This is a genomic window from Bradyrhizobium sp. CCBAU 051011 (assembly GCF_009930815.1).
In the GTDB taxonomy this organism is placed as follows: domain Bacteria; phylum Pseudomonadota; class Alphaproteobacteria; order Rhizobiales; family Xanthobacteraceae; genus Bradyrhizobium.
Genome location: NZ_CP022222.1, coordinates 3119399 through 3137309 on the forward strand (window position 1 = coordinate 3119399; position 17911 = coordinate 3137309).

Annotated in this window: 15 protein-coding genes; 6 read left to right on the plus strand and 9 right to left on the minus strand. The window is 62.9% G+C overall.

Annotated elements, in window-relative coordinates:
• Position 1: 1 nt before the first annotated feature.
• The 4 genes from ACH79_RS14740 to ACH79_RS14755 all read left to right on the plus strand — a co-directional run bounded on the left by ACH79_RS14740 (position 2) and on the right by ACH79_RS14755 (position 4459).
• Positions 2 to 1900, plus strand: a complete 1899-nt coding sequence (locus ACH79_RS14740) for a feruloyl-CoA synthase (protein ID WP_161851678.1) — start codon at positions 2 to 4, stop codon at positions 1898 to 1900.
• Between the two features lie 23 nt (positions 1901 to 1923).
• On the plus strand, positions 1924 to 2685 hold the full coding sequence (locus ACH79_RS14745) for an SDR family NAD(P)-dependent oxidoreductase (RefSeq protein ID WP_161851679.1): 762 nt from the start codon (positions 1924 to 1926) through the stop codon (positions 2683 to 2685).
• 99 nt (positions 2686 to 2784) lie between these two features.
• Positions 2785 to 3204, plus strand: coding sequence for a thioesterase family protein (locus ACH79_RS14750; protein ID WP_161851680.1), 420 nt, complete (start codon positions 2785 to 2787; stop codon positions 3202 to 3204).
• A 103-nt stretch (positions 3205 to 3307) separates the two neighbouring features.
• Positions 3308 to 4459 (plus strand): ABC transporter substrate-binding protein, encoded by a 1152-nt coding sequence (locus tag ACH79_RS14755; protein WP_161851681.1) that lies wholly within the window; start codon positions 3308 to 3310, stop codon positions 4457 to 4459.
• A gap of 144 nt (positions 4460 to 4603) precedes the next feature.
• Here the strand turns inward: ACH79_RS14755 and ACH79_RS14760 are convergent, their stop codons facing one another.
• The 4 genes from ACH79_RS14760 to ACH79_RS14775 all read right to left on the minus strand — a co-directional run bounded on the left by ACH79_RS14760 (position 4604) and on the right by ACH79_RS14775 (position 10665).
• Positions 4604 to 7177: an EAL domain-containing protein gene (locus ACH79_RS14760; protein WP_161851682.1), complete on the minus strand. Its 2574-nt coding sequence runs from the start codon at positions 7175 to 7177 to the stop codon at positions 4604 to 4606.
• Positions 7178 to 7416: 239 nt separating this feature from the next.
• Positions 7417 to 8373 carry a prolyl aminopeptidase gene (gene pip / locus ACH79_RS14765; protein ID WP_161856363.1) on the minus strand — a complete coding sequence of 319 codons (957 nt, stop codon included), beginning with the start codon at positions 8371 to 8373 and terminating at the stop codon, positions 7417 to 7419.
• A gap of 188 nt (positions 8374 to 8561) precedes the next feature.
• Positions 8562 to 10211, minus strand: coding sequence for a chaperonin GroEL (groL, locus tag ACH79_RS14770; RefSeq protein WP_161851683.1), 1650 nt, complete (start codon positions 10209 to 10211; stop codon positions 8562 to 8564).
• Between the two features lie 136 nt (positions 10212 to 10347).
• Positions 10348 to 10665: a co-chaperone GroES gene (locus ACH79_RS14775; RefSeq protein ID WP_161851684.1), complete on the minus strand. Its 318-nt coding sequence runs from the start codon at positions 10663 to 10665 to the stop codon at positions 10348 to 10350.
• Between the two features lie 265 nt (positions 10666 to 10930).
• Here ACH79_RS14775 and ACH79_RS14780 point away from each other — a divergent pair, with 265 nt between their 5' ends.
• Positions 10931 to 11215 carry an usg protein gene (locus ACH79_RS14780; protein ID WP_161851685.1) on the plus strand — a complete coding sequence of 95 codons (285 nt, stop codon included), beginning with the start codon at positions 10931 to 10933 and terminating at the stop codon, positions 11213 to 11215.
• Between the two features lie 63 nt (positions 11216 to 11278).
• Here the strand turns inward: ACH79_RS14780 and ACH79_RS14785 are convergent, their stop codons facing one another.
• The 3 genes from ACH79_RS14785 to ACH79_RS14795 are packed head-to-tail and all read right to left on the minus strand — an operon-like array spanning position 11279 to position 14822.
• Positions 11279 to 12010, minus strand: coding sequence for an ABC transporter ATP-binding protein (locus tag ACH79_RS14785; RefSeq protein WP_161851686.1), 732 nt, complete (start codon positions 12008 to 12010; stop codon positions 11279 to 11281).
• Entirely contained in the window at positions 12007 to 13776 is a 1770-nt protein-coding gene (locus tag ACH79_RS14790) for an ATP-binding cassette domain-containing protein (RefSeq protein WP_161851687.1), read from the minus strand. The genes ACH79_RS14785 and ACH79_RS14790 overlap by 4 nt, the downstream gene beginning before the upstream one ends.
• A gap of 5 nt (positions 13777 to 13781) precedes the next feature.
• Positions 13782 to 14822: a branched-chain amino acid ABC transporter permease gene (locus ACH79_RS14795; RefSeq protein WP_161851688.1), complete on the minus strand. Its 1041-nt coding sequence runs from the start codon at positions 14820 to 14822 to the stop codon at positions 13782 to 13784.
• Positions 14823 to 14996: 174 nt separating this feature from the next.
• Between ACH79_RS14795 and ACH79_RS14800 the strand changes: the two genes are divergently transcribed.
• Complete coding sequence (locus ACH79_RS14800) at positions 14997 to 15515, plus strand: MarR family winged helix-turn-helix transcriptional regulator (protein ID WP_161851689.1); 519 nt, start codon at positions 14997 to 14999, stop codon at positions 15513 to 15515.
• 116 nt (positions 15516 to 15631) lie between these two features.
• On the opposite strand, the gene ACH79_RS43900 is transcribed toward ACH79_RS14800, so the two are convergent.
• The gene (locus ACH79_RS43900) at positions 15632 to 16375 is read right to left on the minus strand and encodes a putative bifunctional diguanylate cyclase/phosphodiesterase (protein WP_371419457.1); all 744 of its coding nucleotides are present in this window, start codon (positions 16373 to 16375) and stop codon (positions 15632 to 15634) included.
• Positions 16309 to 17778 carry a PAS-domain containing protein gene (locus tag ACH79_RS14805; protein ID WP_246738539.1) on the minus strand — a complete coding sequence of 490 codons (1470 nt, stop codon included), beginning with the start codon at positions 17776 to 17778 and terminating at the stop codon, positions 16309 to 16311. The genes ACH79_RS43900 and ACH79_RS14805 overlap by 67 nt, the downstream gene beginning before the upstream one ends.
• Positions 17779 to 17911 lie beyond the last annotated feature (133 nt).

Here is a 17911-nt window from a genome sequence, read left to right on the forward strand (position 1 = left end):
CATGAGCGCCACGCCCTCGATGTCCGCCTCGACCGGTTCAGCCGCGCGCGCCGATCATCCGCTGCGCCCGATCTCATTCGGCACGCCCGCGGTGCATGTCGAGCGCCGCGACGACGGCACCATCTATCTGCGCCCGAAGGCGCAACTCACCGACTATCCCGTGCGCATCACCGACCGCCTGCACCATTGGGCCGCCACCGCGCCGGACCGCGTCTTCATGGCGGAGCGCAACGCCGCACGCGGCTGGCGGCAGATCACCTATGCCGAGCTGCTTGCGTCGTCGCGGCACATTGCGTCGGCGCTGTTGGCACGTGGCCTTTCCGCCGAGCGGCCGGTCGTCATCCTGTCCGGCAATTCGATCGATCATGTGCTGGTCGCGTTCGGCGCGCTCTATGCCGGCATTCCCTTCTGCCCGGTATCACCGGCCTATTCGCTGGTGTCGCGGGATTACGGCAAGCTCGGCTATCTGATGAAGCTGCTGACGCCCGGCCTCGTCTTCGCCGACGACGCCACGAAATTCGCCGATGCGCTCACAGCCAACGTCTCGCTCGGCACCGAGATCGCGGCGTCGCGCGGCACTGTCGCGGGACGTGAAATAACTGGTCTTGCGGACCTGATGGCAGCGCCTTTGCATCCGCGCCTCGACGCGGTGCACGAGGCCATCGGCCCGGATACGATCACCAAATTCCTGCTGACGTCGGGCTCGACCGGCAATCCAAAAGCCGTCATCAACACCCAGCGCATGATCTGCGCCAATCAGGTGATGCTGCGCGAGACGCTGGCGTTCCTGAAGGACGAGCCGCCGGTCATCGTCGACTGGCTGCCATGGAATCACACCTTCGGCGGCAATCACAATATCGGGCTGACGCTGTACAATGGCGGCTCGATGTATCTCGACGAGGGCAAGCCGATGCCCGGCGGCATCGAGGAGACCGTGCGCAATCTCCAGGAGATTTCGCCGACGGTCTATTTCAACGTGCCCAAGGGCTATGAATCGCTATTGCCCTATCTGCGCGACGATTCAGCCTTGCGCAAAAAATTCTTTGCCCGCCTCCATGCGATGTTCTTCTCGGGCGCCGCGCTGTCGGCCTTCGTCTGGAACAGCCTCGACGAATTGTCGGTTCGGGAAACCGGCTATCGCGTGCCGATGCTGACGGGGCTTGGCGCCACCGAAACCGCGCCGTTCTTCATGTCGGTCAATCCGCACACTAGCCGCTCCGGCCATGTCGGGCTGCCGGTTCTCGGCAATGACGCGAAGCTGGTGCCCAACAATGGCAAGCTGGAAGTTCGCGCCAAGGGGCCGAACGTGATGCCGGGCTATTGGCGCCAGCCGGACATGACGGCGAAGTGTTTCGACGAGGAAGGCTTCTACAAGATGGGCGACGCGCTCAAGCCGGCCGTTGCAGATAATTTCGACGCTGGCTTCGATTTCGACGGCCGCATCGGCGAGGACTTCAAGCTCGCCAGCGGCACCTGGGTCAGCGTCGGTCCGTTACGGGCGCGCTTCGTTGCGGCCTGCGCGCCGCTGGTGCGCGACGTCGTCATTGCCGGCATCAACCGCGACGAAATCTCGGCGCTGGTGGTGCTCGATCTCGATGGCTGCCGCCTGATCAATCCGACGCTGCCGCAGGACGATCTGGCCGCCGCGGCGTCCGACCCGCTGATCGTGGCCGCCTTCCGTGAACGCTTCCAGCAATTGATAGCTGGCGCGACGGGCTCATCGACCCGGATCACGCGCGCGGTGCTGCTCGATACGCCGCTGTCGATCGACCGCGGCGAGGTCACCGACAAGGGCTCGATCAACCAGCGCGCGGTTCTGGAAAACCGCAGCGCGCTGATCGAGGAGATCTATTCGCCCGCGCCGTCGGCGCAGGTCATTACGCTGTTACCGAAATCGTAACTGAGTTTGTCAGGGAGAGCACCATGCAGTTGAACAATCAGGCCGCCATCGTTACCGGCGGCGCATCGGGATTGGGCGCGGCGACTGCGCGCCGCCTCGCGGCGCAGGGCGCCAAGGTCGCGATCTGCGATCTCAACGCCAAGCTTGCTGAGGATGTCGCCGCCGAGATCGGCGGCGTCGCCGTGATCTGCGACGTCTCCGACGCCGCCTCCGCGGAGGCTGCAATCGCCAAGGCTGCGGCGGCCCACGGTCCCGCGCGTGTGCTGGTGAACTGCGCCGGCATCGGCGTCGCCAAGCGCGTGATCGGCAAGGACGGCCCGATGGCGCTCGGTGATTTCGACAAGGTGATCAAGGTCAATCTGATCGGCTCCTTCAACATGCTGCGGCTGGCGACGGCTCCGATGTCGAAGCTGGAGCCGCTTGCGACCGGCGAGCGTGGCGTGGTGATTTCCACCGCGTCGGTCGCGGCCTATGACGGCCAGATCGGCCAGTCGGCCTATTCGGCTTCCAAGGGCGGCATCGTCGCCATGACGCTGCCGATCGCGCGCGAGCTGGCGCAGTTCGGTATTCGCGTGCTGACGATCGCGCCGGGCCTGTTCCTCACGCCGCTGCTCGCCAATCTGCCGCAGGAGGCTCAGGACTCGCTCGCGGCCTCGATTCCGTTCCCGCGCCGCCTCGGCCAGGCCGATGAGTTTGCCTCGCTGGCGCTGCACATGATCGACAACCCGTATCTCAACGGCGAAGTGGTGCGGCTCGATGCCGCGCTCCGCATGGCGCCGCGCTAGCGCATGATCCCTGCAAAGTGCGAAGCGGATTTCATGTGTAAACAAGGAAAGGAGATCATGATGCGATCGACAAAATCGCGTCTTGATCGGGGGTAATCCATGTTCGTCAACCGGCGCGACGTGCAGATCCAGTGGGGCGATTGCGACCCTGCCAACATCGTTTACTACCCGCGTTATTTCGCGATGTTCGACGATTCGACCTCGATCATGTTCGAAGCCGCCGGCTTTTCGAAGCAGGACATCATCCACAAATACGGCCTGGTCGGCATCCCCATGGTGGACACGCGAGCGAAATTCCACATCCCGTCGACCCATGGCGACTGGATCCGGATCGAAAGCCGGATCGAGAGCTTCAAGCGATCCAGCTTCGAGGTCGTCCATAACGTGTTCAAGGGTGAGGCGTTGGCGATCGAGGCGTTCGAGACCCGCGTGCTGGTCGGCAAGCATCCGGACGATCCGGCAAAGCTGAAATCGGCGCCGATGCCGCCGGAGATCATCGAGCGGTTCATGCGGAGCTGACTTTTTAGGGCTGACTTGGACGCCCGGCATGACCTAAAGGAGGGGCTGAATAGTCCGACGAGTTTTGCTTAAGACAATAAATAGATAATCAAGGGAGGAATGAATGAAGAAGGCTTTTCTGTCCGCTGCAGCCATTGTAGCGGCGCTCGCTTTGCCGGGCTCGCCGGCGGTTGCGCAGACCAACGAAATCACGATCGGCATCACCGTCACCACGACCGGCCCCGCGGCGGCGCTGGGCATTCCCGAGCGTAACGCGCTCGATTTTGTGCCGAAGGAAATCGGCGGCGTGCCGATCAAGATCATCGTGCTCGACGATGGCGGCGACCCGACCACGGCTACGACCAATGCGCGGCGGTTCGTGACCGAATCCAAGGCCGACATCATCATGGGCTCCTCGACGACGCCGCCGACGGTCGCCGTCTCCACCGTCGCGAATGAGGCGGGGATTCCACATTTCGGCTTGGCGCCGCTCCCGATTAACGAAGCGCGCATGAAGTGGTCGGTCGCCATGCCGCAGCCGATCCCGATCGTGGGCAAGGTGCTGTACGAGCACATGAAGGCGCACGGCATCAAGACGGTCGGCTTTATCGGTTTTAACGATTCCTATGGCGATCTCTGGGCCAAGGATTTTAAGGACCAGGCCGTCCCCATGGGATTGACCATGAGCACCGAAGAACGGTTTGCGCGGCCTGATACTTCGGTCGCAGGCCAGGCGCTGAAACTCGTTGCCGCCAATCCCGACGCGATCCTGGTCGTCGCCTCCGGTACCGCCGCAGCCTTGCCGCAAACCACGCTGCGTGAGCGCGGCTACAAGGGCCTGATCTACCAGACCCACGGTGCCGCCAGCATGGACTTTATTCGCATCGCGGGTCCGTCGGCTGAGGGTGTGCTCATGGCGTCTGGTCCAGTGATGTCGCCGGAAACGCAGCCCGACAGCGCGCTTACCAAGAAGCCGGGCCTCGCCCTCAACACCGCCTATGAAGCCAAGTATGGCGCCAACAGCCGCAGCCAATTCGCGGGTCACTCCTACGATGCCTTCGAAGTGCTCAAGCGCGTGGTGCCGGTGGCGCTGAAGACGGCCAAGCCGGGCACGCCGGAATTCCGCGAGGCAATCCGCCTGGCGCTGATCTCCGAGAAGGAAATCGCGGCAAGTCAGGGCGTCTACAACTTCACCGAAAAGGATCGCTACGGCCTCGACGACCGCTCGCGCATCATCCTCACGGTGAAGGACGGCAAGTACGTTCCGGCGAAGTGAGGGGCGTGCGAACTTCGTAGGGTGGGCAAAGCGACTTGTCCCGCCGTAGCTCAACGAGCGAAGGCGGAAGCGTGCCCACCATGGAGCGGCGAATGGAAGAGAGATGGTGGGCACGGCGCATGCACGCCTTTGCCCACCTTGCGCTTAACCGCTCGTCGACGCGACCAGCAACGACGGCGTCGGTTGCGAATGCGCCTCATCGACGCTTTTGCGCATCGCGCGGGCCTGCCCGGCGACATGGTCGACCAGCCACCGCTCGAACGCTTCGGGCGACATCGCGGGCGCACAGAGATAGCCCTGCACGACGTCGCAGCCGAGCCCGGCCAGCAGCTTGCGCTGCCCCTCGGTCTCGACGCCCTCGGCGACCACGGCCATCTTCAAGCTCTGGCCGACACGGACGACGGCGGTAGCGATCGCGAGCGCGCTGGCGTCGCGCTCGATGTTGCGCATGAAGCTGCGATCGATCTTCAATTCGCGGATCGGCAGATGCGCCAGCCGGCTCAGGCTCGAATAGCCGGTTCCGAAATCGTCCAGCGACAGCCCGACGCCGAGCTTGCGGATCGCATTCATGGTCTCGATCGCGGCCGTACGCTCGTTGACGAGCACGCCTTCGGTGATCTCGAGCATCAAGGCTTCCGGCGGTAGGCCATTGGCCGCGATGGTCTCCGCCACCACGGCCGCAAGCTTCGCATTCTGGAAATTGAGTGGCGACAGGTTGACGGCCACGCAGGGCACGTCCAGTCCGGCGCGGCGCCAGGCGGCCATCTGCCGGCAGGCTTCGCGGATCGACCACAGGCCGATCTGCTCGATCAGGCCGACCTCCTCGGCCAGTGGAATGAATTTCGAGGGCGGGACTTCGCCGAGCTCGGGATCATGCCAGCGCGATAGCGCCTCGACGCCGTAAAGCGCGCCATCGACGGTTCGGGTCTGCGGTTGATAGACGAGCCTCAACTCGTCATTGGCGATAGCCTGGCGGAGCGCCGCGCTGAAGACGAGCCGTTGCTCGGCGAGGCGGTTCATGTCGGCGCTGAAGAAGCGATGGGTCGAGCGACCGGCCTGCTTGGCCTGGTACATCGCCGCGTCGGCCTGCTGCATCAAGGTATCGATGTCGGTGGCGTTGTCGGGATAGATGCTGATGCCCATGCTGGCGGAAATCGGTACCTGCCGGTTGTCGATCCAAATCGGCGAGGCCAGCGCTGCGGTGATGTTTGAGGCGACCAGCGAGGCGCGGGCCGGATCGCAGTTCGGCAGGACGATGACGAACTCGTCGCCGCTCAGCCGTCCCAGCAGGTCGGATGACTGAATGCGGGCGCGCAGCCGTTTGGCGAATTCGACAAGCAGCGCGTCGCCGGCCGAGTGTCCGAGCGTATCGTTGACGTCCTTGAAGTGATCGAGATCGAGAAATATCAGCGCGAGCTGCTTTCCCCTGCCATCGTCGATCGCCTGGTTGACCAATTGGCGCAATTGCGTGCGGTTCGGCAGCCCGGTCAGCATGTCGTGATAGGCAAGGCGGGCGATCTGGGCCCGCGCCTCCTTGCGCTCGATCGCCAGCGCGCCGAGCTGAACGCAGGCATCCACGATCCGCTGATGCCAGCGGCTCGGCGCGCGGCGTTCCCTGAAATAGAAGGCAAAGGTTCCGATCACGCGACCGTCCTTGGCCTTGATCGGCGTCGACCAGCAGGCTTTCAGGCCGACCGCGAGTGGCCTCGTTTTGAACGGCTGCCAACGCGGGTCGGTGTCGAGATCTTCGGCCAGCACCGGCGTGCCGAAATACGCGGCCGATCCGCACGAGCCGATGTTCGGACCGATGGCGACGCCTTCGAGGGCGCGGCAGTAGTCATCGGGCAGGCTGGGACCACCCAGCGGATGCACCAATCCGTCGGAGTCGACGTGCAATACCGAAGCGACGACATCAGGAGCAATGACTTCGACGCGCCGGCAAAGCCGGTCGGCGATCTCGGTGAGCGGAAGTTCGTCGGCCAGCGCGCCCATGATGAGTTGCTGCAGCGACCGCAGTTGCTTGCTCTCGGAGATATCGCTGAGCAGGGCGAATACGTATTTGATCCGCCCGCGATCGTTGTGGAATGCCTTGACCGTGGCCGAGACCCAGATCTCATTGCCATCTCTGTCGTAGGCGAGGATCTCCTCCTCGTCGCCACGTCCGTCGCAGATGCGGCGGCGCAGCCTCGCCAGGGTCTTGCGGTCGGTAAGCCGCCTGGCGAGCAACTCATTGGCCTGCCGCCCCTGCGTCTCCGTCGCCGTGTATCCGAACATTCCGGAGAACGCCGCATTGGTATAGACGACGCGAAGATTGCGATCGGTGACGACGACGGCGCGGGTGGTCTTGTCGGCCACCAGGTTCAACAGCGCGATCCGCTCGCGCCGTTCGACCTCGGCGGTGATGTCCCGAACGAAGACCATGTAGCCGCTTCGGTCGCCGATCCCGACGCGTGAGACCGATGCGGATGCGCGAAGCCGGGTGCCGTCGCAGCGCCGGATGGTGATTTCAGAATTCGGCTGCAGGTCCGCAAGACCGAGACAGCTTGCATCGAGACCCAGGATATCCGCACGGGCGACGCCCCAGATCGATTCCGCCGCGGCGTTGAAATGGCTCACAAGCAGATCAGCGTCGACGATGACGACAGCCTCGCTGGCCTGCTCAAGCGCCGCCAGCAGGAATTCAGTGGTCTCGACATCAGAGTAATCGGAGGCGCGCATCGTCTGCCCTTGTGATCCGCCAGCCGCCCTCGACGCCCCGGCGTTGGGCGGAAAGTGGTTGCAGTACCGCAAGTTAGGAGACCGCGAGTATTCGGGAAGTCGTGCAACTCACACGATAGGGACGGAACTCATATCATGCTTAAGATTGTGTAAGTGAAGGCGCGGCGAAATCCACCTTCAGGGGCAAGCCGACATGGCAGGAACCTGATGCCGACCTCGTCCAGCTTGGTGATAACCGCTCAGATTTGCTGCGCAAAACCATCTGTCGCTTTAATCAGCGCATCAAGAATGCCCGGTTCATCGTAGGCATGGCCGGCGCCCTCGATCAGATGAAAGTCCGCTTCAGGCCAGGCCTTGTGTAGTTGATACGCATAGCGTGCCGGGCATGGCATGTCGTAGCGGCCATGCACAATCGCGCCTTTGATGCCGCGGAGGCGGAAAGCATCCCGCAATATCTGACCGTCCTCAAGCCAGCAGCCGTTGGAGAAGTAGTGATTCTCGAGGCGCGCGAACGCGAGGGCGAAGTGATCGTCGGCATGCGCGTTCGACAGTTTCGCATTCGGGAGAAGCGTAATCGTTTCGCCTTCCCAAACGCTCCAGGCCCTTGCCGCTTCCAGCCGTATGGAGGGATCGTCGCTCGTCAGCCGCTTGCGATAAGCGGCGATCATATCGTCGCGTTCGGTCTCCGGGATCGGTGCCTGGAAGCGTTCCCACTTCTCGGGGAAAATCTCCGAAACGCCATGTTGATAATACCATTCGATCTCGGCCCGAGTCACAGTATAGACGCCGCGCAGGATCAGTTCGGAAACGCGTTCGGGATGGGCCTCCGCGTATACGAGAGCCAACGTCGACCCCCACGACCCGCCAAAAACAAGCCACTTTTGCACGGCTGCGATTTGACGTAGCCGCTCGATATCATCGACGAGATGCCACGTCGTATTTGCATGGAGCTCGGCATGCGGCGTCGAGCGCCCGCATCCGCGCTGATCGAACAGCATCACGTCATAGACGGAGGGATCGAATAGCCGGCGATGATCTGGAGTAACGCCCCCACCCGGGCCACCGTGAAGAAATACCGCTGGTTTGCCGCCTGGTTTTCCGCAGCGTTCGTAGTAGATCGTATGCCCGTCGCCGACATCCAAGAAACCAACTGTGTATGGCTCAATCGGTGGATAGAGCGTGCGGAGTGGCGTCATTCTCTGGCTCGCGAAATCGACGAAGGCATGGTCAAAAATTCGCACTCTTCCAACCTCCTTGCAACTCGATCCCTTGGGTGCGGTCACCTCCATGCAGCTATTGTCGTCGAGATAGGCGTGCAGCGGATGCGGAAAGGCCCGGCATCGCTGCCGGGCCTTTCATATTGTTGTGCTCGGAATGGTTGGACTTAGAAGTCCATACCGCCCATGCCACCCATGCCGCCACCAGGAGGCATACCGGCGCCGCCTTGGTTTTTCTTCGGCACTTCGGCCACCATGGCTTCCGTGGTGACCACGAGCGCCGCAACCGAGGCTGCATTCTGGATCGCCACGCGAACCACCTTGGTCGGGTCGATGATGCCCTTCGCGATCAGGTTGACATATTCGCCGGTCTGCGAATCGAAGCCGTAGGCATACTGGTCCTTTTCGAGGATCTTGCCGAGGATGACGGAACCGTCTTCGCCCGCATTGATCGCGATCTGGCGGGCCGGCCAAGACAGCGCCTTGCGCACGATCTCGACGCCGGTCTTCTGGTCGTCGTTCTTGGTGCGCAGGCCCTTGAGATGCAGGGAGGCACGGAGCAAGGCGACGCCCCCGCCGGGCACGATGCCTTCTTCCACTGCCGCGCGGGTCGCATGCATCGCGTCATCCACGCGATCCTTGCGCTCCCTTACCTCGACCTCGGTCGCACCACCGACGCGGATCACCGCGACGCCGCCCGCGAGCTTGGCCAGACGCTCCTGCAGCTTCTCACGGTCGTAGTCCGAGGTGGTTTCCTCGATCTGCGCCTTGATCTGGGCCACGCGGGCTTCGATGTCGGCCTTCTTGCCGGCGCCGCTGACGATGGTGGTGTTCTCCTTGTCGATCATCACCTTCTTGGCGCGACCGAGCATCTGCAGCGTAACGTTCTCGAGCTTGATGCCGAGATCTTCCGAGATCGCCTGACCACCGGTCAGAACGGCGATGTCCTGCAGTATGGCCTTGCGCCGATCGCCGAAGCCCGGAGCCTTGACGGCCGCGACCTTCAGACCGCCACGCAGACGGTTGACGACGAGGGTGGCGAGCGCTTCGCCTTCAACGTCTTCGGCGATAATCAGAAGCGGTTTGCCGCTCTGCACTACGGCTTCCAGCAACGGCAGCAGTTCGTTCAGCGAGGAGAGCTTCTTCTCGTTGATCAGGACATAGGCGTCGTCCATTTCAACGCGCATCTTGTCGGCGTTGGTGATGAAGTAGGGCGAGATGTAGCCACGGTCGAACTGCATGCCTTCGACGACTTCGAGCTCGGTCTGGAGCGACTTGGCTTCCTCGACGGTGATGACGCCCTCGTTGCCGACCTTCTTCATGGCATCCGCGAGGAACTTGCCGATTTCGGCGTCGCCGTTGGCGGAGATGGTGCCGACCTGGGCGATTTCCTCGTTCGAGGTGACCTTCTTGGAGTTCTTGACGAGGTCGGCGACCACGGCTTCAACCGCGAGGTCGATACCGCGCTTCAGATCCATCGGGTTCATGCCGGCGGCAACCGACTTGGCGCCCTCACGGACGATCGCAGCCGCCAGAACGGTCGCGGTGGTGGTGCCATCGCCGGCAGCATCCGCGGACTTCGAAGCGACTTCGCGCACCATCTGCGCGCCCATGTTCTCGAACTTGTCCTCAAGCTCGATTTCCTTGGCGACGGTGACGCCGTCCTTGGTCATGCGGGGGGCGCCGAACGACTTGTCGAGCACGACGTTGCGGCCCTTCGGGCCGAGCGTCACCTTGACGGCATTGTGGAGAATGTCGACACCGCGCAGCATGCGATCGCGGGCATCGACGCCGAATTTGACTTCCTTGGCTGACATGATGACCTCCGTACTCTCAGATCCCAAGATCCGCGCGAATGGGCGGATTCCTGAGGGATGAGATTGGATTGCAGGCCTCTTCCTTCGAGACGCCGGCGGCGCCGACTCCTCAGGATGAGGTAACGGGCTAAAGCGCTTAAGCGGCCTTCTTCTTGGCGGCGGGAGCGTCGGTGAGAACGCCCATGATGTCGCTTTCCTTCATGATCAGAAGCTCCTGACCATCGAGCTTGACCTCGGTGCCCGACCACTTGCCGAACAACACGCGGTCACCCACCTTGAGGTCGATCGGGATCAGCTTGCCGGCTTCGTCACGGCCGCCCGGACCAACGGCGACGACTTCGCCCTGCGAGGGCTTTTCCTTGGCACTGTCCGGAATGAGGATGCCGCCAGCGGTTTTGTCTTCGCCATCGATGCGTTTGACCACGACGCGGTCGTGCAGTGGACGGAACTTCATGCGATCCTCCATGGCTTTTATGATTATTTCTGGATTGGCAGTCGCAATGGGCGAGTGCTAGCCGTCCTTCACATAAGCCTGTGACACTGTGGTGCAAGGGCTTCGGCCCACGATGTTTGACTGCGCTTGAGTTTCTGGAGGAGGCCCGACTGCTAGCAGGTGCAGTAACATGCTGCTAGAGCGTTGATTGCTATGACCTATTGAACGTTTCGCTTTTGGCGAATTGAGAATCACGCACTACGCTTCAGTTGGGCTGGAGGTTGGCATGGTCGAGAAAGATGCGGTTTCCAGGGATTTCAGGAAGCAGGTCTTAGGCTACGGGCTGACGACGGCGGAGATCGTTTATCGCCGTCCGGATCGGCGCTGGCTGCTGCAAACTTACGTCTGGCAGGACTACGATATGTTTCCGGATTTCCCGGCGTTGAAGGATTTCCTCGCGTTCTGGGAAACAAAGCTCGATGGCCCGCTGTTTGCGGTCACCGTCGCGCACTCCAAACTGATCAAGCCTGCCGAACTACGCGCCGTGAATGGAGTCTTCCGGCTGCATTAACGCGAGGGCGAACGAAGCGAACAGAGAGTTGCACTTGCCGAACAGAATTTATCAGAACGCGCCCTAGATATCGCTCGCGCCCTCGTGCTGGAAGCCGAGATAGCTCGCCGCAACCCGCTGGTTGTTGGCGATGTCGCTCGCCGATCCCGAGAGGATGAATTCGCCGAGCTCCATGACATAGGCGCGATCGGCGATCTTGAGGGCCGCTTGCGCGTTCTGCTCGACCAGCAGCACCGAGACGCCGGCGGCGCGCAGTTCGCCGATGGTGCGGAAGATGTCGGCGACGATGATCGGTGCCAGCCCGAGGCTGGGTTCATCCAGCATCAGCAGTTTTGGCGCGCCCATCAGCGCGCGGCCCATCGCCAGCATCTGCTGCTCGCCGCCGGAGAGTGTGCCGGCCAATTGCTTGCGCCGCTCGTTCAGCCGCGGAAACAGCGCGTAGACGCGCTCGAACGATTGTGCGGCCGTGGCTTTCGGAATCCGGAAGGCCCCGAGCAGCAGATTGTCCTCGACGTTCATGGTGCCGAACAATTCGCGATGCTCGGGCACGAGACAGAGGCCCGCCGCGACGCGATCCTCGATGTCGAGCGGGGCCATGTCGGCGCCGGCGAAGGTGGTGGCGCCCTTGAGCGGCAGCACGCCCATGATGGCGTTCAATAGCGTGGTCTTGCCGGCGCCGTTGGCGCCGATAATGGTGACGATTTCGTTGTCGGCGACCTCAAGCGACACCGAGCGCACGGCTTCGACTTTGCCGTAGGAAACGTGAGCGTCGGAGACCGATAACAGCGCGCTCATGCGGTAGCTCCGAGATAGGCCTTGATCACGTCGGGATTGGTCTTGATCGCGGCCGGCGTGCCCTCGGCGATCTTGGTGCCGAAATCCAGCACCACCACGCGATCGGCAAGATCCATCACAAAGCCCATGTCGTGCTCGACCAGCAGCACCGACATGCCGCCGTCGCGCAACTGGCGGAGCAGCGCGGCGAGCCGCTGTTTTTCCATGTGGCGCAGGCCTGCGGCCGGCTCGTCGAGCAGCAGCAGTAACGGATCGACGCAGAGCGCGCGTGCGATCTCGACGATGCGCTGCTGGCCAAGCGACAGGCTTCCTGCCAAATGGTCGATCTGGTCGCCGAGGCCGACGCGCTCGATCTGACGCGCGGCTTCCGCCAGTAACTTTGCCTCATCGGCGCGGTCGAGCCGGAACATGCTGGAGATCGCGCCCGCACACCCTCGCAGATGCGCGCCGATCGCGACGTTCTCCAGCACGGTCATGTCGGGCACCAGCTTGACGTGCTGGAAGGTGCGGGCGACGCCGAGCTTGACGACTTCCTGCGGCGGGGCGTTGTCGACCTTGTGGCCGAGCACCGAGATGGTGCCGCCGGTCGTCGTCAGCACGCCCGTGATCAGGTTGAAGGTCGTGCTCTTGCCGGCGCCATTGGGCCCGATCAGGGCGACGATCTCGCGCGCCCCGACGTCGAACGAGACGTCGTTGACGGCAATCACGCCGCCGAACTGCTTGCGCGCTTTCTCGATCTGCAGCAGCGCGGCAGCAGCGGCCGGCGCGCGCTCGCGCTTGGCAAGGGGAAGCGACGTGTCGGGTGCCTTGCGGCCCGCCCTGAGCGGCAATCGCGCCATCAGCCAGGGCCAGACGCCGGTCGGCGCCAGTTGCAGCAGAACGACCAGCAGGATGCCGAACACGATGGTCTCGAGCTGGCTCTGACCGCCGAAGACATAGGGCAGATAGCTTTGCAGGATCTCCTTGAGGATCACGACGATGCCGGCGCCGAGCACCGCGCCCCAGACGTAGCCGGCGCCGCCGACCACTGCGATGAAGAGATATTCGATGCCGGCATGCGCGCCGAACGGCGTCGGGTTGGCCGCGCGCTGAAAATGCGCATAGAGCCAGCCGGACAGGCCGGCGAGAACCGCCGCATAAACGAACACCAATAGCTTGGCGCGCGGCGTCTGCACGCCGAACGCTTCACCGGCGATATGGCCGCGCCGTAATGCGCGGATCGCGCGGCCGGTACGGGAGTCCAGAAGGTTCATGGTCAGCAATGCCGACACCAGCACGCCGATCCAGATCGCGAAATAGATCGTGCCGGGATCGAGCATGCGGAAGTTGCCGATCGAGAGCGGCGGGATGCCGGAGATGCCGTCATTGCGGCCGAGGAATTCCAGCTTGCTGAACAGATAGAACAGCCCGATGCCCCAGGCGATGGTGCCGAGCGGCAGATAATGGCCGGATAGCCGCACCGTGATGATGCCGAGCAAAACGGCGGCGATGCCGCTGACCAAAAGCGAAAGCGGTAGCGTCAGCCATGGCGAGACGCCGTAGGCCGTGGTGAGTACCGCCGTGGTGTAGGCGCCGAAGCCGCAGAAGGCGGCTTGGCCGAACGAGGTGAGGCCGCCGACGCCAGTCAGCAGCACCAGCCCCATCGCCACTAACGCAGCGAGGCCAATATTGTTGAGCAGCACGATCCAGAACGGCGGGATGCCCGGAATGAACGGGATCGCCGCCATGAGAGCTGCGAAGATGAGGAGAGGGGTTCGCTGCTTCATCGCCGTCAGTCCTTCTCTTCCTCGACCGCAGGCGCCGCGAGCGAACGCAGCACCAGCACGGGAAGGATCAGCGTGAATACGATGACCTCCTTGAAATTGCTGGCGTAGAACGAGGAGAACGCCTCGACGCTGCCGACCAATAGCGCGGCGACCGCGGTGAGCGGATAGCTGACGAGGCCGCCGATGATTGCGGCAATAAAGCCTTTCAGGCCGATCAGGAAGCCGGTGTCGTAGTAGAGCGTGGTGATCGGCACGATCAGGATTCCGGAAATAGCGCCAATCAATGACGCCAGCAGGAACGCGATCTGGCCCGACAGTGTGGTGCGGATTCCGACGAGGCGGGCGCCGAGGCGATTGACCGCGGTGGCGCGCAGCGCCTTGCCCATCAGCGTGAAGCCGAAGAACAGCCACAGCGCGACGATGAAGGCAATGGTCAGCCCGTAGACCGCAAGGCTCTGGCCGGTGAAGCGCAGCGGGCCGACCGTCAATGCCGCACTCGACAACGCCGGGCCGCGCAGGCCCTCGGCGCCGAAGAACACGAGGCCAAGGCCCTGCAGGGCGAGATGGCAGCCGACGGATGCGATCAGCAGCACCAGCACCGAGGTATGGGCGAGCGGCTGGAACGCGATGCGATAGAGAAACAGCCCGATCGCCGCGACGATCAGCAGCGACAGCGTGATGTTGACCGCAATCGGCGTCTTGGGACCGGCCAGCCCGTAGGTCAGGGCCAGGATCGCGGCGGGGAGAACGATGTTGAGGGCGAGGGCGCGCAGGACTCGCTTGAGCCGTAGCGACCGTCGCGCGTCAAACAGATCGAGAGCAAAGGCAGCCACGCCCATGGCGAGCGCCAGCCACGCGGTGCCCGGCACCTTGCCGGTCGCCAGCACGGCGTAGCTCAGTGCGCCGAAGGTGACGAACTCACCCTGCGGGATCAGGATGACGCGCGTGACGGCAAATACCAGCACCAACGCGAGCCCGAGCAGCGCATAGATCGCGCCATTGGTGATGCCGTCCTGCAGCAGGAACAGCATGATCGTCGTATTCAAGACTGGCGCTCCCCCTAAAAGCGTCGCCGGCCTGACCTCGCGCGGTCTGCCGGCCGTCCCACATCTCGGCAGTTGAAAGGCGCCGATATTTGATATAATCAATAACAATTATCAAATATAACATCAAGGCCTCGGCCATCGGTCGAGGCACTTTCCGGGTGCGAGCCTCACGCCATGACAGTTTCCAAGGCAGCCACCGATGCCGTCAAGCCGTCGCGGAGCAATGGCAAGGAGATTGCCGATGGCGCCGCTGACAATGCCGGGCTGCAGCTAGGCGAACTCGCCGACCTGCTCGGCTATTCGCTCAAGCGCGCGCAGCTCAAGGTGTTCGAAGATTTCCTGCGCTGCGTCGCGCCGCTGCAACTGACGCCGGCGCAGTTCTCGGTGCTACTGTTGCTCGACCGCAATCCCGGGCGCAATCAGACCGAAATCGCCAACACGCTCGGCATTCTCAGGCCGAATTTCGTCTCGATGCTGGACGCGCTGGAGAGCCGCGATCTCTGCACCCGGATGCGGTCGACCAATGACCGCCGCTCGCACATTCTGGTCCTGACCGACAAGGGAAGGGCGGTATTGGCGCGCGCCAAGAAGCTCGTTGCCAGCAAGCACGAGGCGCGGCTCAACGAATTGCTGGGGCCTGCCAACCGCGTCGCCCTGCTCGAAATGCTGTCGAAGATCGCGACGGAGTTTTGAGTGTCCGTCATTCCGGGGCGCATCGAAGATGCGAACTATGGTGCGCAATTGCGCACCTGAGAATCTCGAGATTCCGGATTCGCGCTTCGCGCGCTCCGGAATGACGAGCTCGGCGATCAGGCCGCGACGATACGGCCATGAGCCTCGCGCAGGCCGCGGCCCGACAGGAATTGCCGCTCGATCTCGGCGGCGGGGAGTGGCTTGCTGAACAGAAAGCCCTGCATCTCCGTGCATCCCTCGGATGCAATGCTGTCGAGCTGCTCTGCGGTTTCCACGCCCTCGGCGGTGGCCGTCATGCCCATGCCATTGGCAAGCGCGGCAACCGCCCGCACGATATTGAGCGAGCTCGAATCCTCGGTGATGTTCTTGACGAACGAACGGTCGATCTTGATCTTGTCGAACGGAAAGCTCTGCAAGTAGGTCAGCGATGAATATCCGGTGCCGAAATCGTCCATCGCGATCCGGATTCCGAGCGCGCGCAACTGATGCAACAGCGCGAGCGTGGCTTCCTTGTTGTGGAGCAATACGGTCTCGGTGATTTCGATCTCGAGCCGCGTCGGCGCAAGGCCGGAAGCGGCGAGCGCCCCGTTGATCACCTGCATCAGGCCGGGACTGCGAAACTGCATTGCTGAAATATTGACGGCGACGTGAAGGTGGTCGGGCCATTGCGCGGCGGTGGCGCAGGCCTGCCTGATCACCCATTCGCCCATCGGAACGATGAAGCCGATTTCCTCTGCCAGCGGGATGAATGTGGCCGGCGAGACAATTCCCTTGATCGGATGATTCCAGCGGATCAAGGCCTCAAAGCCGCTGATTTCCTTGCTGGCGAGGTTGACGACCGGCTGATAGTACAGTCGAATTCGCCTCCCGGCAGCGCTCGGCGCAGATCCTGCTCCATGATGCGGCGGGTTTGCATCTGCAGGTCCATCGCAGGCTCGAAGAAACGGAACGTGCCGCGGCCGTCGCTCTTGGCGCGATAGAGTGCGAGATCGGCATTGCGCAGCAACTTGTCGGGGTTCGCGCCGTCGCCGGGGCCGACCGAGATACCGATGCTGACGCCGATCACGGCCTGCTGGCCGTCGATGTCATAGGGTTCGCTCAGCGCATCGATGGCGCGCTGCGCCAGCGAAGTGGCGTCGGCGGGATCGGCGATCGCGGCCTGCACGATCACGAACTCGTCGCCTCCCATCCGTGCGATCGTGTCGGCCGCGCCGACGAGGGCGCGCAACCTCTCGGCGACGATCCTGAGCAACTTGTCGCCGCAGGGATGACCGAACGTGTCGTTCACGGCCTTGAACTGATCGAGGTCGAGGTGATGGACGGCGACCATTTCGTCGTGCTGAACCCTGCCCAACGCATATTCGAGCCGCTCGTTCAGCAGCACGCGGTTGGCAAGATCGGTCAGCGCGTCGTGATGCGCCATGTATTCGATCTTGACCTCGGACTGGCGCTGCTCGGTGATGTCCTCATGGGTCGCGACCCAACCGCCGCCGGGCATCGGGCGATGACGGATCTTGAAGGTGCGCCCGTTCATCAGGTCGACGATGCTGTCTTTCGCCTCGTTGGAAACCGCCACGTTGGTGCGCCATTGCAGATATTCGTCTCGCGTCATGGCGGGGAAGCTGCCGGCTTCAAAACGCAGATCGACGATCTCGACCAGCGACATGCCGGGACTGACGCGCTCCGGCGCGATATCATACATCTCGACAAAGCGATCGTTGCAGACGATCAGGCGGTGATCGGAGTCGAAGAAGCAAAGCCCCTGCGACATGTTGTTGATCGCGGTGTCGAACTGGAAGTTTCTGACGCGCAGGGTCTCTTCCTGCTGCCTGCCGAGTTCATATTGCTTCTTCAGCCGGGCATTGAGCTCTTCGCGCTCGGTGATGTCCTCGTGGGTCGCCATCCCGCCGCCGCCGGGTATCGGGTAGACGGTGTAGGCGATGAACCGGCCGTCAGTGAACTCCTGCACCGTGGTATCGAGCGCGATGTCGCGGCCGACGCGCTCACGGATGTAGTCATCTACCGCGACTTGCACCTTCAGGCCGAGCCTGAGCCGATGCCGGATCAGCTCATGGGTCGGTGTCCCCGGCTTCACCTGTTCGGGCGAGAGCCCGTACATTTCCCTGTAGCGCTCATTGCAGAAAACGACTTCGCGCTTCTCGTCGAAAATGACGATTCCGAGCGACAAATGGTTGATCGCCTCTTCGAGCTGCGCACTCGACTGCGCCGACCGCGAGGCGGTGATCTGGCCGTGATCCGTCATGTAGCGTTTCCCCAGCCGCCAAGGGCGGCTCTCCTCCCCCAGGAGAGCGGTCATTAGAAGACCATGCTGGTGAATCGCAGCTTCGAGGAAGGCAGGTCCGAGCCGGTTCCTCGCAACTTGCTCAACAAAGCGT